The organism is Sphingomonas melonis DAPP-PG 224 (assembly GCF_000379045.1).
Taxonomy (GTDB): domain Bacteria; phylum Pseudomonadota; class Alphaproteobacteria; order Sphingomonadales; family Sphingomonadaceae; genus Sphingomonas; species Sphingomonas aquatilis.
Window position 1 is genome coordinate 3,762,021 of sequence record NZ_KB900605.1, and the last position, 15,304, is coordinate 3,777,324.

Sequence of the window (15,304 nt, forward strand, 5' to 3'; positions counted from 1 at the left end):
ATGATGTCCGATAGCTTTCTCAAGACCATCTTCGGGCGCCTGACGCTCGACAGCTTCCCGATCCACGAGCCGATCCTGGTCGCGACCTTCATCATGGTCGCGATCGGCGGTGCGGCGGTGCTGGGCGCCCTCACCTACTTCAAGGTGTGGGGCTACCTCTGGAAGGAATGGTTCACCAGCGTCGATCACAAGAAGATCGGCGTGATGTACATGGTGCTCGGCATCATCATGCTGCTGCGCGGCTTTGCCGACGCACTGATGATGCGCGCCCAGCAGGCGATGGCGTTCGGCGCCAACGAAGGCTTCCTGCCCGCGCACCATTACGACCAGGTGTTCACCGCGCACGGCGTCATCATGATCTTCTTCGTGGCGATGCCCTTCGTCACCGGTCTGATGAACTATGTCGTGCCGCTGCAGATCGGCGCGCGCGACGTGTCGTTCCCGTTCCTCAACAACTTCAGCTTCTGGATGACCGCGGCGGGTGCGGCGATCGTCATGGTCAGCCTGTTCGTGGGTGAGTTCGCCCGCACCGGCTGGCTGGCGATGGCACCCTTGTCGGGCCTCGATTATTCGCCCGACGTCGGCGTGGATTATTACATCTGGGGGTTGCAGGTCGCCGGCGTCGGCACCCTGCTATCCGGCGTCAACCTGCTCGCGACCATCGTCAAGATGCGCGCGCCGGGCATGTCGCTGATGAAGATGCCGATCTTCACCTGGTCGGCGCTCGCCACCAACACGCTGATCGTCGCCGCCTTCCCGATCCTGACCGCGGTGCTCGCGCTGCTCAGCCTCGATCGCTATCTCGGCACGCATTTCTTCACCAACACCATGGGCGGCAACCCCATGATGTACGTGAACATGATCTGGATCTGGGGTCACCCGGAAGTGTACATCCTGATCCTGCCGGCGTTCGGCGTGTTCAGCGAAGTCACCAGCGCATTCTGCGGCAAGCGCCTCTTCGGCTATACGTCGATGGTCTACGCGCTGCTGGTCATCACCATCCTGGCGTACCTCGTCTGGCTGCACCACTTCTTCACCATGGGGTCGGGGGCGAGCGTCAATTCGTTCTTCGGCATCACCACGATGATCATCTCGATCCCGACGGGCGCGAAGATCTTCAACTGGCTGTTCACCATGTACAAGGGGCGCATCCGCTTCGAACTGCCGATGATGTGGACGGTCGCGTTCATGATCACCTTCGTGATCGGCGGCATGACAGGCGTGCTGCTCGCGGTGCCGCCGGCCGACTTCGTGCTGCACAATTCGCTGTTCCTGATCGCGCACTTCCACAACGTGATCATCGGCGGCGTGCTGTTCGGCATGTTCGCCGGCATCAACTTCTGGTTCCCGAAGGCGTTCGGCTTCAAGCTCGACAAGTTCTGGGGCACGATCAGCTTCTGGTTCTGGGTCGTCGGCTTCTACGTCGCGTTCATGCCGCTCTACGTGCTCGGTCTGATGGGCGTGACGCGCCGCCTGCGCCACTTCGAGGATCCGTCGTTGCAGATCTGGTTCATCGTCGCGGCGATCGGCGCGCTGCTGATCGCGGTGGGGATCGGCGCCTTCCTGATGCAGATCTTCGTCAGCATCAAGAATCGCGACAGCCTGCGCGACGAGACTGGCGACCCGTGGCAGGGCCGCAGCCTGGAGTGGGCGACCTCGTCGCCGCCGCCGGCCTATAACTTCGCGTTCACGCCCGTCGTCCGCGACGTCGACGCCTGGTACGACATGAAGGCGAACAACGCCGTGCGCCCGACAACCGGCTTCCGCGACATCCACATGCCGCGCAACACCGGCACAGGCGTGATCCTGGCGGGCCTGGCGGTGGTCTTCGGCCTCGCGATGATCTGGTACATGTGGTGGCTCGCCATCCTGTCCTTCGTCGGGATCGTCGCGGTCAGCATAGGCCACACCTTCAACTACGACCGCGATTATTACATCCCCGCCGAGGAAGTGACGGCGTGCGAGGACCTGCGCACGCAGCAACTCGCCGCCCGCGCGGCCCAGCCTGCCCAAACCCCGGCAATGGGGGCCTGAGGAGCCATGAGCGAAGCGACCATCCCCCCGGGCACCCAGGCCCCGGTCTTCTACGAGACCGACGAACATCATCACGACGCCGGCGGCAGCACCATGCTGGGCTTCTGGCTGTACCTGATGAGCGACTGCCTGATCTTCGCCATGCTGTTCGCAGCCTATGGCGTGTTCGGCAGCAGCTATGCCGGTGGCCCGCAGCCGCACGAGATTTTCGAGCTGCCGCTGGTGGCGCTCAACACCTCGATGCTGCTGCTGTCGTCGATCACTTATGGCTTTGCGATGCTGTCGATGAACGACGGCAACGTGAAGGGCACGCAAGGGTGGCTGGCGATCACCGGCCTGTTCGGCCTCGCCTTCCTGGGCATCGAACTCTACGAATTTTCGAACCTGATCGCCGAGGGCGCCGGCCCGCAGCGCAGCGCGTTCCTGTCGTCGTTCTTCACGCTCGTCGGCACGCACGGCCTGCACGTCACCTTCGGCATCATCTGGCTGGTGACGCTGATGGTACAGGTCGGTCGCAAGGGCCTGATCCCCGCCAACCAGCGTCGCCTGCAGTGCCTGTCGCTATTCTGGCACTTCCTCGACGTGATCTGGATCGGCGTCTTCACCTTCGTCTACCTGCTGGGAGTGCTGCGATGAGCGCGCACAACGCACACGATCATGCGCACGATCACGGCCATGGCCATGACCACGGCCATTCCTCGGGCGAGGCGCACGGCACCCGCCGCGATTATGTGATCGGCTTCGTCCTGTCGGTCATTCTCACCGCCATTCCGTTCGGACTGGTGATGAGCGGCGTCATCGCCGACCCGCGGATCACGGCGGGCATCTGCATGGCGTTCGCGCTGGTGCAGATCGTCGTCCACATGATCTACTTCCTCCACATGAACTCCAAGTCGGAGAATGGGTGGACGCTGATGGCGCTGATCTTCACGGTTATCATCGTGGCGATCTGCCTCGCCGGTTCGATGTGGGTCATGTATCACATGAACGCCAACATGATGCCGGGCATGAGCGGCGGCGACATGGGGGCGATGTAGCCCCATGAATCGTGCGCGCGCGATCACGACCGGCCTGCTGCTGATCGTGATCGCCGCGCTGATCGGACTGGGCGTCTGGCAGCTCGAACGCCGGACGTGGAAACTGGCGCTGATCGCGCATACCGAGGCCATGCTGGCGCAGCCGCCGGTGCCCGCCCCCGGACCCGATCGCTGGCCCGCCATCGGCAAGGACGACGTCTACCGCCCCGTCGTCGTGCGTGGGCACTATCGCACCGGCGCCGACACGCTGGTGCAGGCGGTGACGGAGCTCGGCGGCGGCTTTTGGGTGATGACGCCCTTCGATACCGACCGCGACTTCACCCTATTGGTCAACCGCGGCTTCGTCCCCGCCGACCGGCGGACCGGCATCGCCCCCTCCCCCGCCATGCAATCCATTCGTGGCCTGTTGCGGCTGAGCGAACCGGGTGGCGCGTTCCTGCGCACCAACGATCCGGCGGCAGACCGCTGGTATTCGCGCGACATCGCCGCGATCGCGGCGCGGCGGGAATTGGGCCGGGTCGCCCCTTACTTCATCGATGCGAGCGACCCCAGGAGCGGGTGGCCGCGTGGCGGGCTGACCGTGGTGCGGTTCCGCAACAGCCACCTGGTGTATGCGCTGACCTGGTTCGGACTGGCCGCGCTGGTCGCGGCGATGGCGTGGCGGGTGCGGCGGCGGGTGTGAGCCGTTAGAGCGCAGCACCTGCCCTCACCCTTCCGGCGCCTTCGGCGGCTCTTCCCTCTCCCGATAGGAGAGGGAGGGAGGCGCGAAGCGCCGGAAGGGTGAGGATGGGCGCGATGCCCTATTCCTCAATCCTCCAGTTTCGCCCCATCCAGCGTCCGCTCGATCCGCGCCGCCTCGGCGTCTGCGGCCTCACGCTCCGCCTTGGTCCGCCCGAACTTCGCGCGGTTCGCATCGGCGACCCTGCCCGCCGCAGCCCGGTCCCGTGCCTTGCGGGCGCGGCGGAAGTTGACCACCTCGCCCATCAGGCCCCCGCCCGCTCTTCTGCGGCGCGCTTCACCAGCCCCCAACGACGCCATTCGTCGCGCGCGTCGGCCAGCGCCCGGTGCGCCGGCACATCATGATCGCGCACCTCGCCCAGCACCACGGCATCGGCCACCGCCCGCCCCAGTTCGACATCCGGCACCACCCCGCGCAGGATCGCGGTCGCCGTCTCGCGCTGCGCCTCCTCGCTGTCGCGCAACCGCAGCGCATGACGCGGCTGTTTCGCCGCGCGCAGCAGCGCGCTCAGCCATTTGCCGTCCCACGACGGCGCGCTCGCGAACAGGGCATGGCCGCTGAGCACGGCGATCATCCGTTGCGCGACCACGTCATGCGGCGTGCCGTTCGCCTCGATCTCGGCGCGCGTGATGTGATGGATCGCCTCCGCCTCGTCGTCCCAGTCCGACCATTGCAGCGGCGGGCGGATCAGGTGGCTTTCCTCGGTGCCGTCCTCGAACACCCAGGCGACCTCGATCGGATAGCTTTTCTTGGCGAGCGACGAGGCTTCGAAATCGAGGAAGACGAACATGATGCCTCAACGCCTACGCGCTGGGGCCGGGTTCCGTCTACTGCCCCGATCGCCGCCATGCGCCCGCAGCGAGCCGTCCAACCAGCGCAGGCATGCCCGGACGCACGAGAACCCAGTCGCGGATCGCCGGCCCCCGATCGGCGCCGATCACCTGCTTGTACCCGCTGTCGCCCGCCCCCCAGTCGACCCGCGTGATCCCCCGCGTCTGTGCCTGCACGAGATTGCGGTAATAGAGCAGCTTGCCCGGCGAATGCTTGGCATAGGCGGGGTCGTAGCTGTTCGCGATCGCGTAGGTCAGCGCTCCCGCGTCCAGATCGAACGAAAAGGCCGCAGGCGTGCCGTCGATGGTCAGCAAGGCCGCGCGCATCCTCTGCGCCAGCACCGGGTCCTGCGCCGCCGCGCGCCAGAAGGCGCCATGGCCAGGCCGTGTGAACTTGGCATCGCGGCCGTCGGTGCGCGATGCGATCCAGCTCGCCTGCTCCACCGCCGCCAGATCGTCGAATGCCGCCGGCCAGTCCGCCCCCGACAGGAAGCGCCAGTCGGGCACGCCATGGCTCGCGAGATGCTTTTCGTGGAAGCGGTTCTTGCGCAGCGTCGACCCGCGCGGCCACGCCCCCTCCTGCTGCCGCGCCGCCATGTCGAGCAGCCAGCTGTCCGCGACGAACCGGTCGAGCACCGCCCACCCCTGCGCCCGCGCCGCGGCGATCAGCGGCATCACCGCAGCATCGTCGTCATAGACCGGCCCGATCCGCAGCAGTGTGACGGCGCACGCCAGCGTCGCCAGCGCCACCCGCAGTACCGCCTCCCCCGCGTCGGCGGCGAGCGGAAAGCTGCGAAACGGCCAATAGCTGCCCGGCACCGCCGCCGCGCGCGCGAACCCCGGCCCGATACCGACGAATGGCAGCGCCAGCGCGGGCCGCCCCTCCTCCTCGACCACTAATGTCCGGGCCCTGCCGCCATAGGCGTCCAGCGCGGCGGCATACCACCCATAGCGCAGGAAGCCGTGCGTCGACGGCGCCCGCGTCGCCACCGCGTCGATCGCCACGGACAGGCCATCGTCGATCCGCGCGCGCGCAGCGGGAGGCAGACGTTCGAACGTCGAGAGGCGCATCGGCGACCGCACGTCCGCGGGTCTATCGCTCGATCGGCGGCGGGCAACGAAAATCCGCCGAGCGCGCCCCTCCGATCGACAAACTGCCCGCCCGGCACGGATCGGCCCTTTCACGCGGCGCCGTCCCGGATATGATGGCGCCATGCCCACGTTGCTCCAGGTGTCCACGATCGCGCAGACGATCCAGCTGTCGCTCGCCCCCGTCTTCATGCTGGCGGCGATCGGCCAGATCCTGAACGTGCTCGCCGGCCGCCTCGCCCGCGTCATCGATCGCGCCCGCGTGCTGGAAGAACGGGTGATCGCCGAAAGCGGCCGCGATCAGCAACGCGACATCTGGGAATTGAAACTGCTCGACGAACGCATGTCGATCATCAACGCGGCGCTGTTCCTCGCAGTGTTGAGCGCGGTGATGGCGTGCATTGTCATTGCGATGCTGTTCGTCGCCAATATTGCGCGGCTGCACATCGGCACCGGCATCGCCTTCTGCTTCATCGTCGCGGTGACGCTGCTCACCTGTTGCCTCGCCGCCTTCATGTGGGAGGTGCGTGTGTCGCTCCGCGCGATCCACGTGCGAAAGGAAATCCTGTCGTGAGCCCCGCGGTGGAGCGCCGTGCGCTACAAATCGTGGTGGCGCTCGCCTGCCTCGTGCCGCTGTCGGTCGGCGGCTGGAGCGTGGCGCGGGGGCCCGGCTTTCTCGGCCATCCCCCGGTGATCCCGACCGATCTCGACAGCCATTTCCGCTACATCTCCGGCATCTTCTTCGCCGTCGGTATCGCGTTCGCGACGTGCATCCCCGGCATCGAGCGCAAGGGCCCCCGCTTCCGCCTGCTGGGTGCGCTGGTGGTGGCGGGCGGTCTCAGCCGGATCGTATCGCTGCTCGCGGTCGGCGCACCGTCCGCGGGGCATGTGTTCGGCTTCGCGATGGAGCTTGGCGCGGTGCCGCTGCTGATGCTGTGGCAGTGGCGTCTGGAAAAGCGGTTTCGCGCCTAATCCACCTTACCCGCGGGGTAGGGTGGGTGCGGGACCTCAGCGACTCCCCTCCAGCCCCGCCCCCACATCCGCCTGCGCGAGATACCGCGGTGCCACACGCGCCTTCGCCCGCTGCTCATAGGCATAGCCAGCGCCCAGCACCGTCGCCTCGCCGTTCTTCGTCGCGATGAACGACAAGCCCACCGGCAGCCCCCTCACCAGCCCCATCGGCACGGTGAGATTGGGATAACCGGCGATGGCCGGCAGCTCTGACGACGACGGTCCGTTATACTGGTCGCCATACACGGGATCGCTCAGCCACGCCTCGGCATAGGTCGGCTCGACCAGTATCTGTGCGCCCGCCGCCGCCAGCATACCGTCGATCGCCCCGCTCGCCGCCTTCAGCGATTTCGCCCGCGCGGCTACGTAGTCGGGATCGCGCAGGCCTTTGGTCTGCGCCGCCATCTCGAAAATCTCCTGCCCGAAGAACGGCATTTCCTGCGTCGCATGATCGCGATTGAAGGCGATCAGCTGGTCTAGGTCGCGTGCCGTCACCGCCGCCGGCGTCGTCGCGAGGTACGCGTTCAGATCGGCCTTCAGTTCGGTCTTCAGCACCATGAACTCGGCATCGCCCACCCCATCGAGCTTGGGTGGCGTCACCGGCACCAGCACCGCGCCCGCCGCGGTCAGCACGGCCAGCGCTGCGTCGTAGCGCGCGGCGAGGTCCGCCGGCATGTCCTTCGGCCGAATGACACCCACGCGCATCCCCGACAGCGCGCTGACCGACAGCCCCGCCGCATAATCGCGCGGAACCGCGCCCGCCGTCACCGGATCGGCGGGATCGGGCCCGACCATCGCCGAAAACAGCACCGCGACGTCGCGCACGCTGCGCGCCATCGGCCCGGGCGTGTCCTGCGAATGGCTGATCGGCACCACATGCGTGCGACTGACGAGGCCGATCGACGGCTTCAACCCGACAAGGCCATTGATCGACGACGGGCACACGACCGACCCGTCGGTTTCCGTCCCCACCGCCGCCGCGGCGAAGCTCGCGGCCACCGCCGCGCCCGAACCGGACGACGATCCGCACGCGGTACGATCCAGCGCATAGGGGTTCTTCACCAACCCGCCGACCGCGCTCCACCCGCTCATCGCGTGCGTCGATCGGATGTTCGCCCATTCGCTGAGGTTCGTCTTGCCGAGGATCACCGCGCCCGCCGCGCGCAGCCGCGCCACCACCGGCGCGTCGCGCCCGGTAACATTGTCCTTCAGCGCCAGGCTACCCGCGGTCGTCGCCATCCGATCGGCGGTTTCGACATTGTCCTTGATCAGCACCGGCACGCCATGCAGCGGCCCCCGGATACGCCCCGCCTTGCGTTCGGCATCCAGCGCCTTCGCCTGCGCCAGCGCGTCGGGATTGATCGCGATGACGCTGCGCAATGCCGGCCCCTTGCGATCCAGCGCGGCGATCCGGTCGAGATAGGCGCGCGTCACCTCGACGCTCGTCGCCTTGCCCGCGGTCATCAGCGCCTGCACCTGCTCCAGCGGCACCTCTTCGACCGTCACCCGACGCGCGACAGCCGGCGTTGCAAGCACCGCGCTCGCCAGCAGAAAACCCAACGCGATCCGACGCATATCCATCCCCTTTGCGGCGGGATGCTAGCCGAGCGCGCGGCCCGCACAAGTCCCCTCCCCATGCCCACCCGCGATTGACGCGCCATTGAACCCACGGCACCTCCGCGGCGTTCACCCGCATCAATCTCCAAAGGGGCTGCCGTGGCGCTGGCACTGAAGATCATCGGCGGCATCGTGTTGGCGCTCGTCATCGCATTCGGCCTCACCGTGACGATCGTCCCGCGCTTCCTCGACCGCATCTATTACGAAGGCGACGAAAGCGACCATTACGACGGGCAGCGCTTCTTCAATCCGGATGGCGATCAGGACACGATGCGCATGCCCACGGGCGGCAGCCGCACCGGCTTCTTCTGGCGTTATTTGACCGGAAACGACGGGCGTCCCGAATGGCCGAAGAGCGTGACGGTCACACCGTCCCGCCCCGCCGCGCGGATCGACGGCGATCGCATGGTCGTGACGTGGATCGGCCACGCCAGCGTCCTCATCCAGACGCACGGCCTCAACATCCTCACCGACCCCATCTATGCGGAGCGCGCCGGCCCGTTCGGCTTCGGTCCGCAGCGCGTGGCAGCACCCGGCATCCGGTTCGACGATCTGCCCAAGATCGATCTCGTGCTGGTCAGCCACAATCATTACGATCACCTCGATCAGGCGACGCTGAAGCGGCTGTGGGAGCGCGATCACCCCGCGATCGTCACCAGCCTGGGCAACGACAGAGTCATCGGCCAGACCGGCGCGGAGGCGACGGCACTCGACTGGGGCGGCAACGCGACGCTCACCGCCGCCGGGATTCAGGACACCAGCAGCGACATCCGCTGTGACCCGGACAGCTGGTGCCCCGGCGACCGCGCCCGCGTCTTCGTGACGCGCAACCACCATTGGGGCAGCCGCTGGTTCACCGATCGCAACCGCGCGCTCTGGTCCAGCTTCGTCGTCGCGTTGCCCAGCGGCGGCAACATCTTCTTCGCGGGCGACACCGGCTTCGGCGATGGCCTGTGGCCGGCGGAGGCCGCGACCTACGGCCCGATCCGCTTTGCGATGATCCCGATCGGCGCCTTCCGCTTCGCGCCCGGTCAAATGTCGTCGGGCAGCCATGTCGGCCCTGCGGAGGCGGCGCTCATCCACCAGCGCCTGGGCGCGGCGCGATCGATGGCGATCCACTGGGGCACGTTCCGCCTGTCCTACGAAGGCTATGACACGCCGCCCAAAATGCTGGCGGCGGCGATGCGCTGCACGGGTGGCAGCGGCTTTACCGCGGAAGGGCTCGGCAAGCCGTTCGACGTGCCCGTCTACACCGCGCCGCAGACCGGCCGCGCGATGCAGTCCGCCGACATGATGCGCTGCCTCGACACGCCCGAGGTGCGCGCGCTGCGCTAAACCGAACACACCCCGTCATTCCCGCAAAGGCGGGAATCCATAACTTCTAACCTCAGCGACAGAAGCGAAACGGTAGCGCATCTGGATTCCCGCCTTCGCGGGAATGACGAGGAGGGGCTGGTGGTCGCGCGCCTCACCGAAACGTCTGCGACAACCCGTGATACAGCTTCTCGCGGCACACCAGCTGGCTCGCCCAGTCGGCGATGAACGCGGTGGCGAACATCGGCAGCAACAGCCCGCGGCTGACCGTCGTTTCGGACAGGATGATCACCGCGGTCAGCGGCGCGCGCACGACGCCCGCGAAATAGGCGACCATGCCGAGGATCACGACCGCGCCCGCCGGATCGTTCGGGAACACCGCATGCAGCAGATTGCCGACGCCCGCCCCTACCGCCAGGCTGGGTGCGAAGATGCCGCCGGGCAGCCCGGCGACCGCGGTCGCCGTCGTCGCCAGCGCCTTCGCCGGCCCGAACCACAAGGGTGCATCGACGCCGATAATCATCGCCCGCGCCGCGGAATAGCCAGTGCCCCAGGTCAGCCCGGCCGAGAACACGCCCAGCACCGCGACGACGACGCCGCAAATGCCGGCGAACAACACCGGGTTCGCCTTCGTCCAGCGCGTCACGCGACCCGGCCCGCTGGCGAGCCCCAGCAGCACGCGCGAGAACAGCCCGCCGGCCAGTCCGCCGAAGACGCCCGCGACCGGCACGACGATCAGCGCGCTCGCAGTCGGCATATGCGCGCCGATCGCCCCGAAATAGATATAGTCGCCCGCCAGGCTCTGCGCGACGAGGCCGGCGATGACGATCGCCGACAGCACCAGCAGCGTCACCTTCTGCTCATAGGCGGCGGCCAGTTCCTCGATCGCGAACATCACGCCCGCCAGCGGCGTGTTGAACGCCGCCGCGACGCCCGCCGCGCCGCCCGCGATCACCACCGCGCCCTTCAACGGCACGCGCAGCACGCGGTGACTGATCCCCATCACCGCCGCGGCGATCTGCACCGTCGGCCCTTCGCGCCCGACGCTCGCGCCGCACAGGATCGCCGCCATCGTCAGCACGACCTTGCCCAGCACCGTCTTCACCGCGATCAGCCCGCCCATCGCGGCGGTCGGGTCGGTCTGCGCCGCCATCACCTGCGGAATGCCCGAACCGCGCGCCAGCGGCACGAACCGCCGCGTCAGCCAGACGAGCGCCATGAAGCCCAGCGGCGTCGTGACGAGCGGCAGCCAGTGCCAGGTGCGCGCATAGGCGCTGAACACCAGTCCCGTATAATCGGCCGCTTCGGCGAACAGCACCGCGACGATGCCGATCAGGATCGCCCCGGTGATCACCGCGATCCGCCGCCGGAAGCGCACGCTGGTCGGCCCGCGCGATCGCAGCAGCGCGCGCAGGCGGTAAAGCGTCCAGCGGCGGGAACGCGGCGACGGGGCAGATGCGTCGGACATGGACAGGCCCTAGCCGACGATGGCGCTCAGCGGAACCGCTGGCGGCGGGTTAATAATCCTTCGACACGCGCACGTTCGCGCTTTGCCGGCCCAAGGTGGAGATGCTGGACAGCAGCGAGAGCCAGCGCGTGACCTGATATTCCAGCCGCGTCGCCGAATAGCCCTGCCCGTCGGTGACGATTTCCGCATACAGCCGCCGCGTCACGAACTTGCCCGCGGCGATCGACGTGCCCTGACCCGTCTGCGGATCGGCGGGCAGGATGCGCAACCGGTCGAGCCCCGCCGCACGCCGTACCGCGTTGATCGGGTTGAGGCCATTGCCGCCGTCCTGCAACGCCGCCACTGCCGCGGCGAGCTGCAAGGCCTCGGGCGCGGACAGCTTGGTGATCGATGTGCCGAACAGCAGGCGGGACAGCAATTCGTCCTGCGGCAGCGCCGGCACGCTGGTAAAGCTGATCTCGGGCTTCAGCGCGGTGCCGGTGACGCGGATCGAGGCGCTCAGGCCCGTGCTGTCGGCATTCGCCTCGATATCCAGCGCGGGATTGGCCGGCACCTCGCCGCCGAAGCGGATGATGCCGCGACGCAGCTCGAACTTGCGGCCGGCGAATTCGTAGTCACCGCGGACCAGCGTCGCCTGGCCGGTGATCGCCGGATTGCCCGGCTCGCCCGCGATCGACAGATCGGCGGACCATTCGCTCGACAGGCCCAGGCCGCTGACGATCATCTTGTCGGGCGCCTTCGCCTTGATCGCCAGCGTCCAGGGCGATGGCGGCGCCTCGTCCTCCTCGCCGCCGTCGGGCAGGTTGATCTCGCGGATGTTGAGCCGCGGTACGGCGGTGGCGGCACTCGCCTGGCCCAGGCGGTAGCGGCTGCGATCGAGCAGGACGTTACCCGCGATCTGACCGCCGACGCCCTTGGACAAGAAGGTCAGCGGCCCGGTGACGGTCGCACCGAAATCGTCGCGGTTGATCATCACCGCACGATCCGCCTGCAAGCGCACGTCGACCCCCACGCCGCGCGCCGCGCCGAAATCGAACGTGCCGACACCCGTCACGCGCCCGCCCTTGCCCGCATCGGCGGCGAAGCGGTCGATCTGCAATTGCGATCCCCCGAACTTGCCGCTGGCGACGACGTTGGTCAGCACGGTGCCGGTCGCGGCGCTTTCGATCCGCGCGCCATTGGCCTGCAACACGCCCCGGATCACCGGCGCGCCGATCCGCCCGCTGACGTCCGCGCCGATCGCGACGGGGCCGGACAGGTCGAACAGCTCGACGCCGGTCAGCCGCCACAGGGTATCCGCCGGCCCCTGATAGCGCAGCTGCGCGATCAGCGGCGCGGCGGCGATACGGCTGGCAAGGTCGCCCGCCCCCAGCGGCTTGAGCAGCGCCTGCGCCCGCCCGATCGTCCGCCCGCCCGACGCCATCACCGCGCGCACGCCCAGCCGGTCGGCGGACAGCACGCCCGCCAGCCCCACGTCGATCGGTCGCGAGGCGAGGACGAGGCCCGCACGGCTCAGCCCGCGCAGCGTCAGGTCGATCCGTCCCGTCGGTGCCTCGCCCGCCCGGCTGGCATAGACGATCCGCCCCGACGCGGTGCCGCCCAGCCCCAGCCGCGGGAAACCGATGTCGAGGATCGCGAGCGGCATGCGCGTCAGGCTGGCATCCACCGCCAGCGCGTTGTCGGCGAACCGCCCCGCCAGGCTGCCCTCGCCACCCGCGAAGGCGAGCTTGGTCGGCGCCAGCTGCCACCCGTCGCCATCGCGCGTGACGATCGCGGGTTCGAGCAATTTCAGCGGCCGGCGATCGAGCGTACCCTGCGCCGACACGGTATACCGATCCGGCGCCACCGCGATCACGGTCTGTACGTCGAACGCGCGCCCCCGCGATCCGGCGATCGACGCACGAATTTCGCCCGTGCCGCCACGCAGCTTGGCGTTCCCCGCAAAGCGCGCGAGGCTCAGCCGCCCCTGTCGCAGCCCCTGCCCCGATGCGGTCGCGTCGATCGACGCGCCCGCCGGATCGAGCAGCAGCGTCGCCTCCAGATGCCCACGCCGCAGCGTCGCACCCGACAGCTGCGCATTAGCCGCATCCAGGCTCATCATGATCTGCTGCACCGTGCCCACCGGGTGGAAGCGCAGCGCACCCGACAGGCCGCCGCCCGCCACCGCCAGCGTGCCCTCGAACCCGCCCGGCGGCATCGCGAGCCGACCCGATGCAACCGTGCCGCTCACCGCCAGCCGGTCGACGAACAGCACGTCGTCGACGCCCGGCGGCAACAGCAGGATGCGCCCCGTCCCCGCGAACGGCCCCAGCCGCGATCCGCCCTGCGCCTGGACGTTGAAGCCGGTCGGCGTCGGATCGAGGTGCAGTCGCACCTGGCTCAGCCCCATCGTCGCATTGGGCGCGGCGAAGACGATATCGAGCGTCGGCCGATCGATCTTCCCGTCCAGCCGCAGCATCGTCACCGGGCCGTAGCGCGCATGCCGCCCGGTCGCGTCGATATGGAACGTCTCGTCGTTGCGGCGATAACCGCTGCCCCGCAACGTCAGCAGCGGCGACGTCAGCACCAGATCGGCAAAGCGGATCGTCCCGTCGGGCGCGCGCTCCAGCGACGCGACGACGCGCGGCAAACCGCCGGTCAGCGTGCGCAGGAAGCCGTTGTCGAGCCGCACGACCTGCGCGATCCCACGCCCGACGATGCGCGTGCCCTTGCCGCCCGGCTCCGGCACGACGCGCAGATCGGATCGGACGTCCACGACGCCCAGCCCCTTGATGTACAGCCGCCCGAGCGTCCCGTTCAGCCCCGCCTCGTATCGCCCGGTCGCCAGATTCAGCGACACCATGATCCGCCCGTCGAGCTTGTCCGATCGCAGCCGCAGCGCATCCGCGGTCAGCAGCGATCCCGTCAGCCGCACCGGCCCGTCGAGGCTGAGATTGCGCAGGATGCCGCCCGCGACGTCGCCCACACCCGTCACCTCCGCCGCGACGAAGCGCGTCGGCATCGTCAGCACACGGCCGCCCAGTCGTCCGCTGCCCGCCAGCCGCACCCCGCGCATGCCGGTCCGGTCGATCGCCAGCTGGTCGGCGCGCAGGCGATAGTCGAACTGCGCGGTGCGGAACCCGCCATCCAGCACCGCGCGCAGCACGACGCCGCTGCCGCTCATCGTCGGGATCACTGCGGCGGGGCGCAGAAGCCGCGCCTCGATCCGCACGTTGCGCCAGGCCGATGTGCCGAGATCGATCACCCCGGTCGTCGTCATCGCCAGCGCCGTGCTGCGCAGCGACAGCGTGCCGTCGAGCCGCCGGTCGGCGAAGGTCGCCGAGCCTGCGATCCGCACGCGTGGGCTGGTCAGCCGCTGGACGACCGCGCTGGTCCATCCCGCCGTCGCCACCTCGCCCCCCAGCGTATAGCGGCCGGCATCCGCCGCCAGCGTGAGGTCGACCGCCCGTGCCGTACCGATACGTCCGACGGCGCGCCCACGCCAATGCGTCCAGCTGCCCTTGCCGTCGACGTCCAGCCGCACCGCCCGCCGCACGCCGAGGCTGCGCGCGAGCACACCGGTCGCAGCGCCGGCTGCGCGCACGTCGATATCGAACCGGTCACGATCCGGCGCGGCATCGATCCGCACCGCCAGCCGATCGGTCCCCGCGACCACCGCGCCGAGCCGCACGAGGGCACGTCCGTCACGAATATCCGCCCGCCCCGCGATCCGCCCGACCCGCGGCGTGCCGAGCACCGGCTTCGCGAGCACCAGTCGATCGACACGCAGATCGTCGATCGCGATATCAAAATCGGGCAAGATCGGTCCGCGCTGCGGGTTTGCCCGCGTATGCGGCGCGTGGAACAGCATCGCCTGCCCCACCGCCAGCCGCCGGATCACCAGCCGATGCCGCACCCACGCCCAGGGCCGCCAATCGAGATCGACCGATGGCGCCTGCAGCAACAGTCCATCGAGATCGTAGACTCGCACATCGGTCAGCCGCGCCCGGCCATACAGCGACCCGTCGATCCGCCCGATCGCGAAGCGCAGCCCGTTCGCGGTGCGCACCGTCGCAATCCGCTCCGTGACCCAGCGATGGCCGATGCCGGTGTCGACCAGCGCCAGCGCGGCGACGAACACCGCCACCAGCGCGGCGATGCCCAGCCCCAGCCAGCGCAAGGCGCG

The 15,304-nt window shown here is 68.8% G+C and carries 13 protein-coding genes; 7 read left to right on the forward strand and 6 right to left on the reverse strand.

Features of this window, described 5'->3' with window-relative positions:
• From cyoB to SPHME3_RS0118165, 4 genes are read left to right on the forward strand one after another with little or no spacing between them, the layout of a single operon-like run.
• Positions 1-2,034 (forward strand): cytochrome o ubiquinol oxidase subunit I, encoded by a 2,034-nt coding sequence (cyoB, locus tag SPHME3_RS0118150; protein ID WP_017977909.1) that lies wholly within the window; start codon positions 1-3, stop codon positions 2,032-2,034.
• A 6-nt stretch (positions 2,035-2,040) separates the two neighbouring features.
• Positions 2,041-2,670, forward strand: coding sequence for a cytochrome o ubiquinol oxidase subunit III (gene cyoC, locus SPHME3_RS0118155; RefSeq protein WP_017977908.1), 630 nt, complete (start codon positions 2,041-2,043; stop codon positions 2,668-2,670).
• Positions 2,667-3,071: a cytochrome o ubiquinol oxidase subunit IV gene (gene cyoD / locus SPHME3_RS0118160; RefSeq protein ID WP_017977907.1), complete on the forward strand. Its 405-nt coding sequence runs from the start codon at positions 2,667-2,669 to the stop codon at positions 3,069-3,071. Before cyoC ends, cyoD begins: the two co-directional genes overlap by 4 nt.
• A 4-nt stretch (positions 3,072-3,075) precedes the next feature.
• On the forward strand, positions 3,076-3,753 hold the full coding sequence (locus tag SPHME3_RS0118165; protein WP_018251131.1) for an SURF1 family protein: 678 nt from the start codon (positions 3,076-3,078) through the stop codon (positions 3,751-3,753).
• Positions 3,754-3,878: 125 nt separating this feature from the next.
• Here the strand turns inward: SPHME3_RS0118165 and SPHME3_RS20845 are convergent, their stop codons facing one another.
• From SPHME3_RS20845 to SPHME3_RS0118180, 3 genes are read right to left on the reverse strand one after another with little or no spacing between them, the layout of a single operon-like run.
• A complete protein-coding gene (locus SPHME3_RS20845; protein WP_017977905.1) occupies positions 3,879-4,055 on the reverse strand; it encodes a DUF4169 family protein in 177 nt (58 codons plus the stop codon).
• A complete protein-coding gene (locus tag SPHME3_RS0118175; protein WP_017977904.1) occupies positions 4,055-4,600 on the reverse strand; it encodes a 3'-5' exonuclease in 546 nt (181 codons plus the stop codon). Before SPHME3_RS0118175 ends, SPHME3_RS20845 begins: the two co-directional genes overlap by 1 nt.
• A 37-nt stretch (positions 4,601-4,637) precedes the next feature.
• Entirely contained in the window at positions 4,638-5,711 is a 1,074-nt protein-coding gene (locus tag SPHME3_RS0118180; protein WP_017977903.1) for a GNAT family N-acetyltransferase, read from the reverse strand.
• 142 nt (positions 5,712-5,853) lie between these two features.
• Between SPHME3_RS0118180 and SPHME3_RS0118185 the strand changes: the two genes are divergently transcribed.
• Together SPHME3_RS0118185 and SPHME3_RS0118190 are read left to right on the forward strand one after the other, a co-directional pair.
• Entirely contained in the window at positions 5,854-6,303 is a 450-nt protein-coding gene (locus SPHME3_RS0118185) for a DUF2721 domain-containing protein (RefSeq protein ID WP_017977902.1), read from the forward strand.
• The gene (locus tag SPHME3_RS0118190) at positions 6,300-6,701 is read left to right on the forward strand and encodes a DUF4345 domain-containing protein (protein ID WP_017977901.1); all 402 of its coding nucleotides are present in this window, start codon (positions 6,300-6,302) and stop codon (positions 6,699-6,701) included. Before SPHME3_RS0118185 ends, SPHME3_RS0118190 begins: the two co-directional genes overlap by 4 nt.
• A gap of 36 nt (positions 6,702-6,737) precedes the next feature.
• On the opposite strand, the gene SPHME3_RS0118195 is transcribed toward SPHME3_RS0118190, so the two are convergent.
• Entirely contained in the window at positions 6,738-8,321 is a 1,584-nt protein-coding gene (locus SPHME3_RS0118195) for an amidase (RefSeq protein WP_017977900.1), read from the reverse strand.
• Between the two features lie 135 nt (positions 8,322-8,456).
• Here SPHME3_RS0118195 and SPHME3_RS0118200 point away from each other — a divergent pair, with 135 nt between their 5' ends.
• The gene (locus SPHME3_RS0118200; RefSeq protein WP_017977899.1) at positions 8,457-9,692 is read left to right on the forward strand and encodes an MBL fold metallo-hydrolase; all 1,236 of its coding nucleotides are present in this window, start codon (positions 8,457-8,459) and stop codon (positions 9,690-9,692) included.
• A 133-nt stretch (positions 9,693-9,825) separates the two neighbouring features.
• Here SPHME3_RS0118200 and SPHME3_RS0118205 read toward each other — a convergent pair whose 3' ends face one another.
• On the reverse strand, positions 9,826-11,139 hold the full coding sequence (locus SPHME3_RS0118205) for a chloride channel protein (protein WP_017977898.1): 1,314 nt from the start codon (positions 11,137-11,139) through the stop codon (positions 9,826-9,828).
• 49 nt (positions 11,140-11,188) lie between these two features.
• On the reverse strand, positions 11,189-15,298 hold the full coding sequence (locus SPHME3_RS0118210) for a translocation/assembly module TamB domain-containing protein (RefSeq protein ID WP_017977897.1): 4,110 nt from the start codon (positions 15,296-15,298) through the stop codon (positions 11,189-11,191).
• Positions 15,299-15,304: the final 6 nt, after the last annotated feature.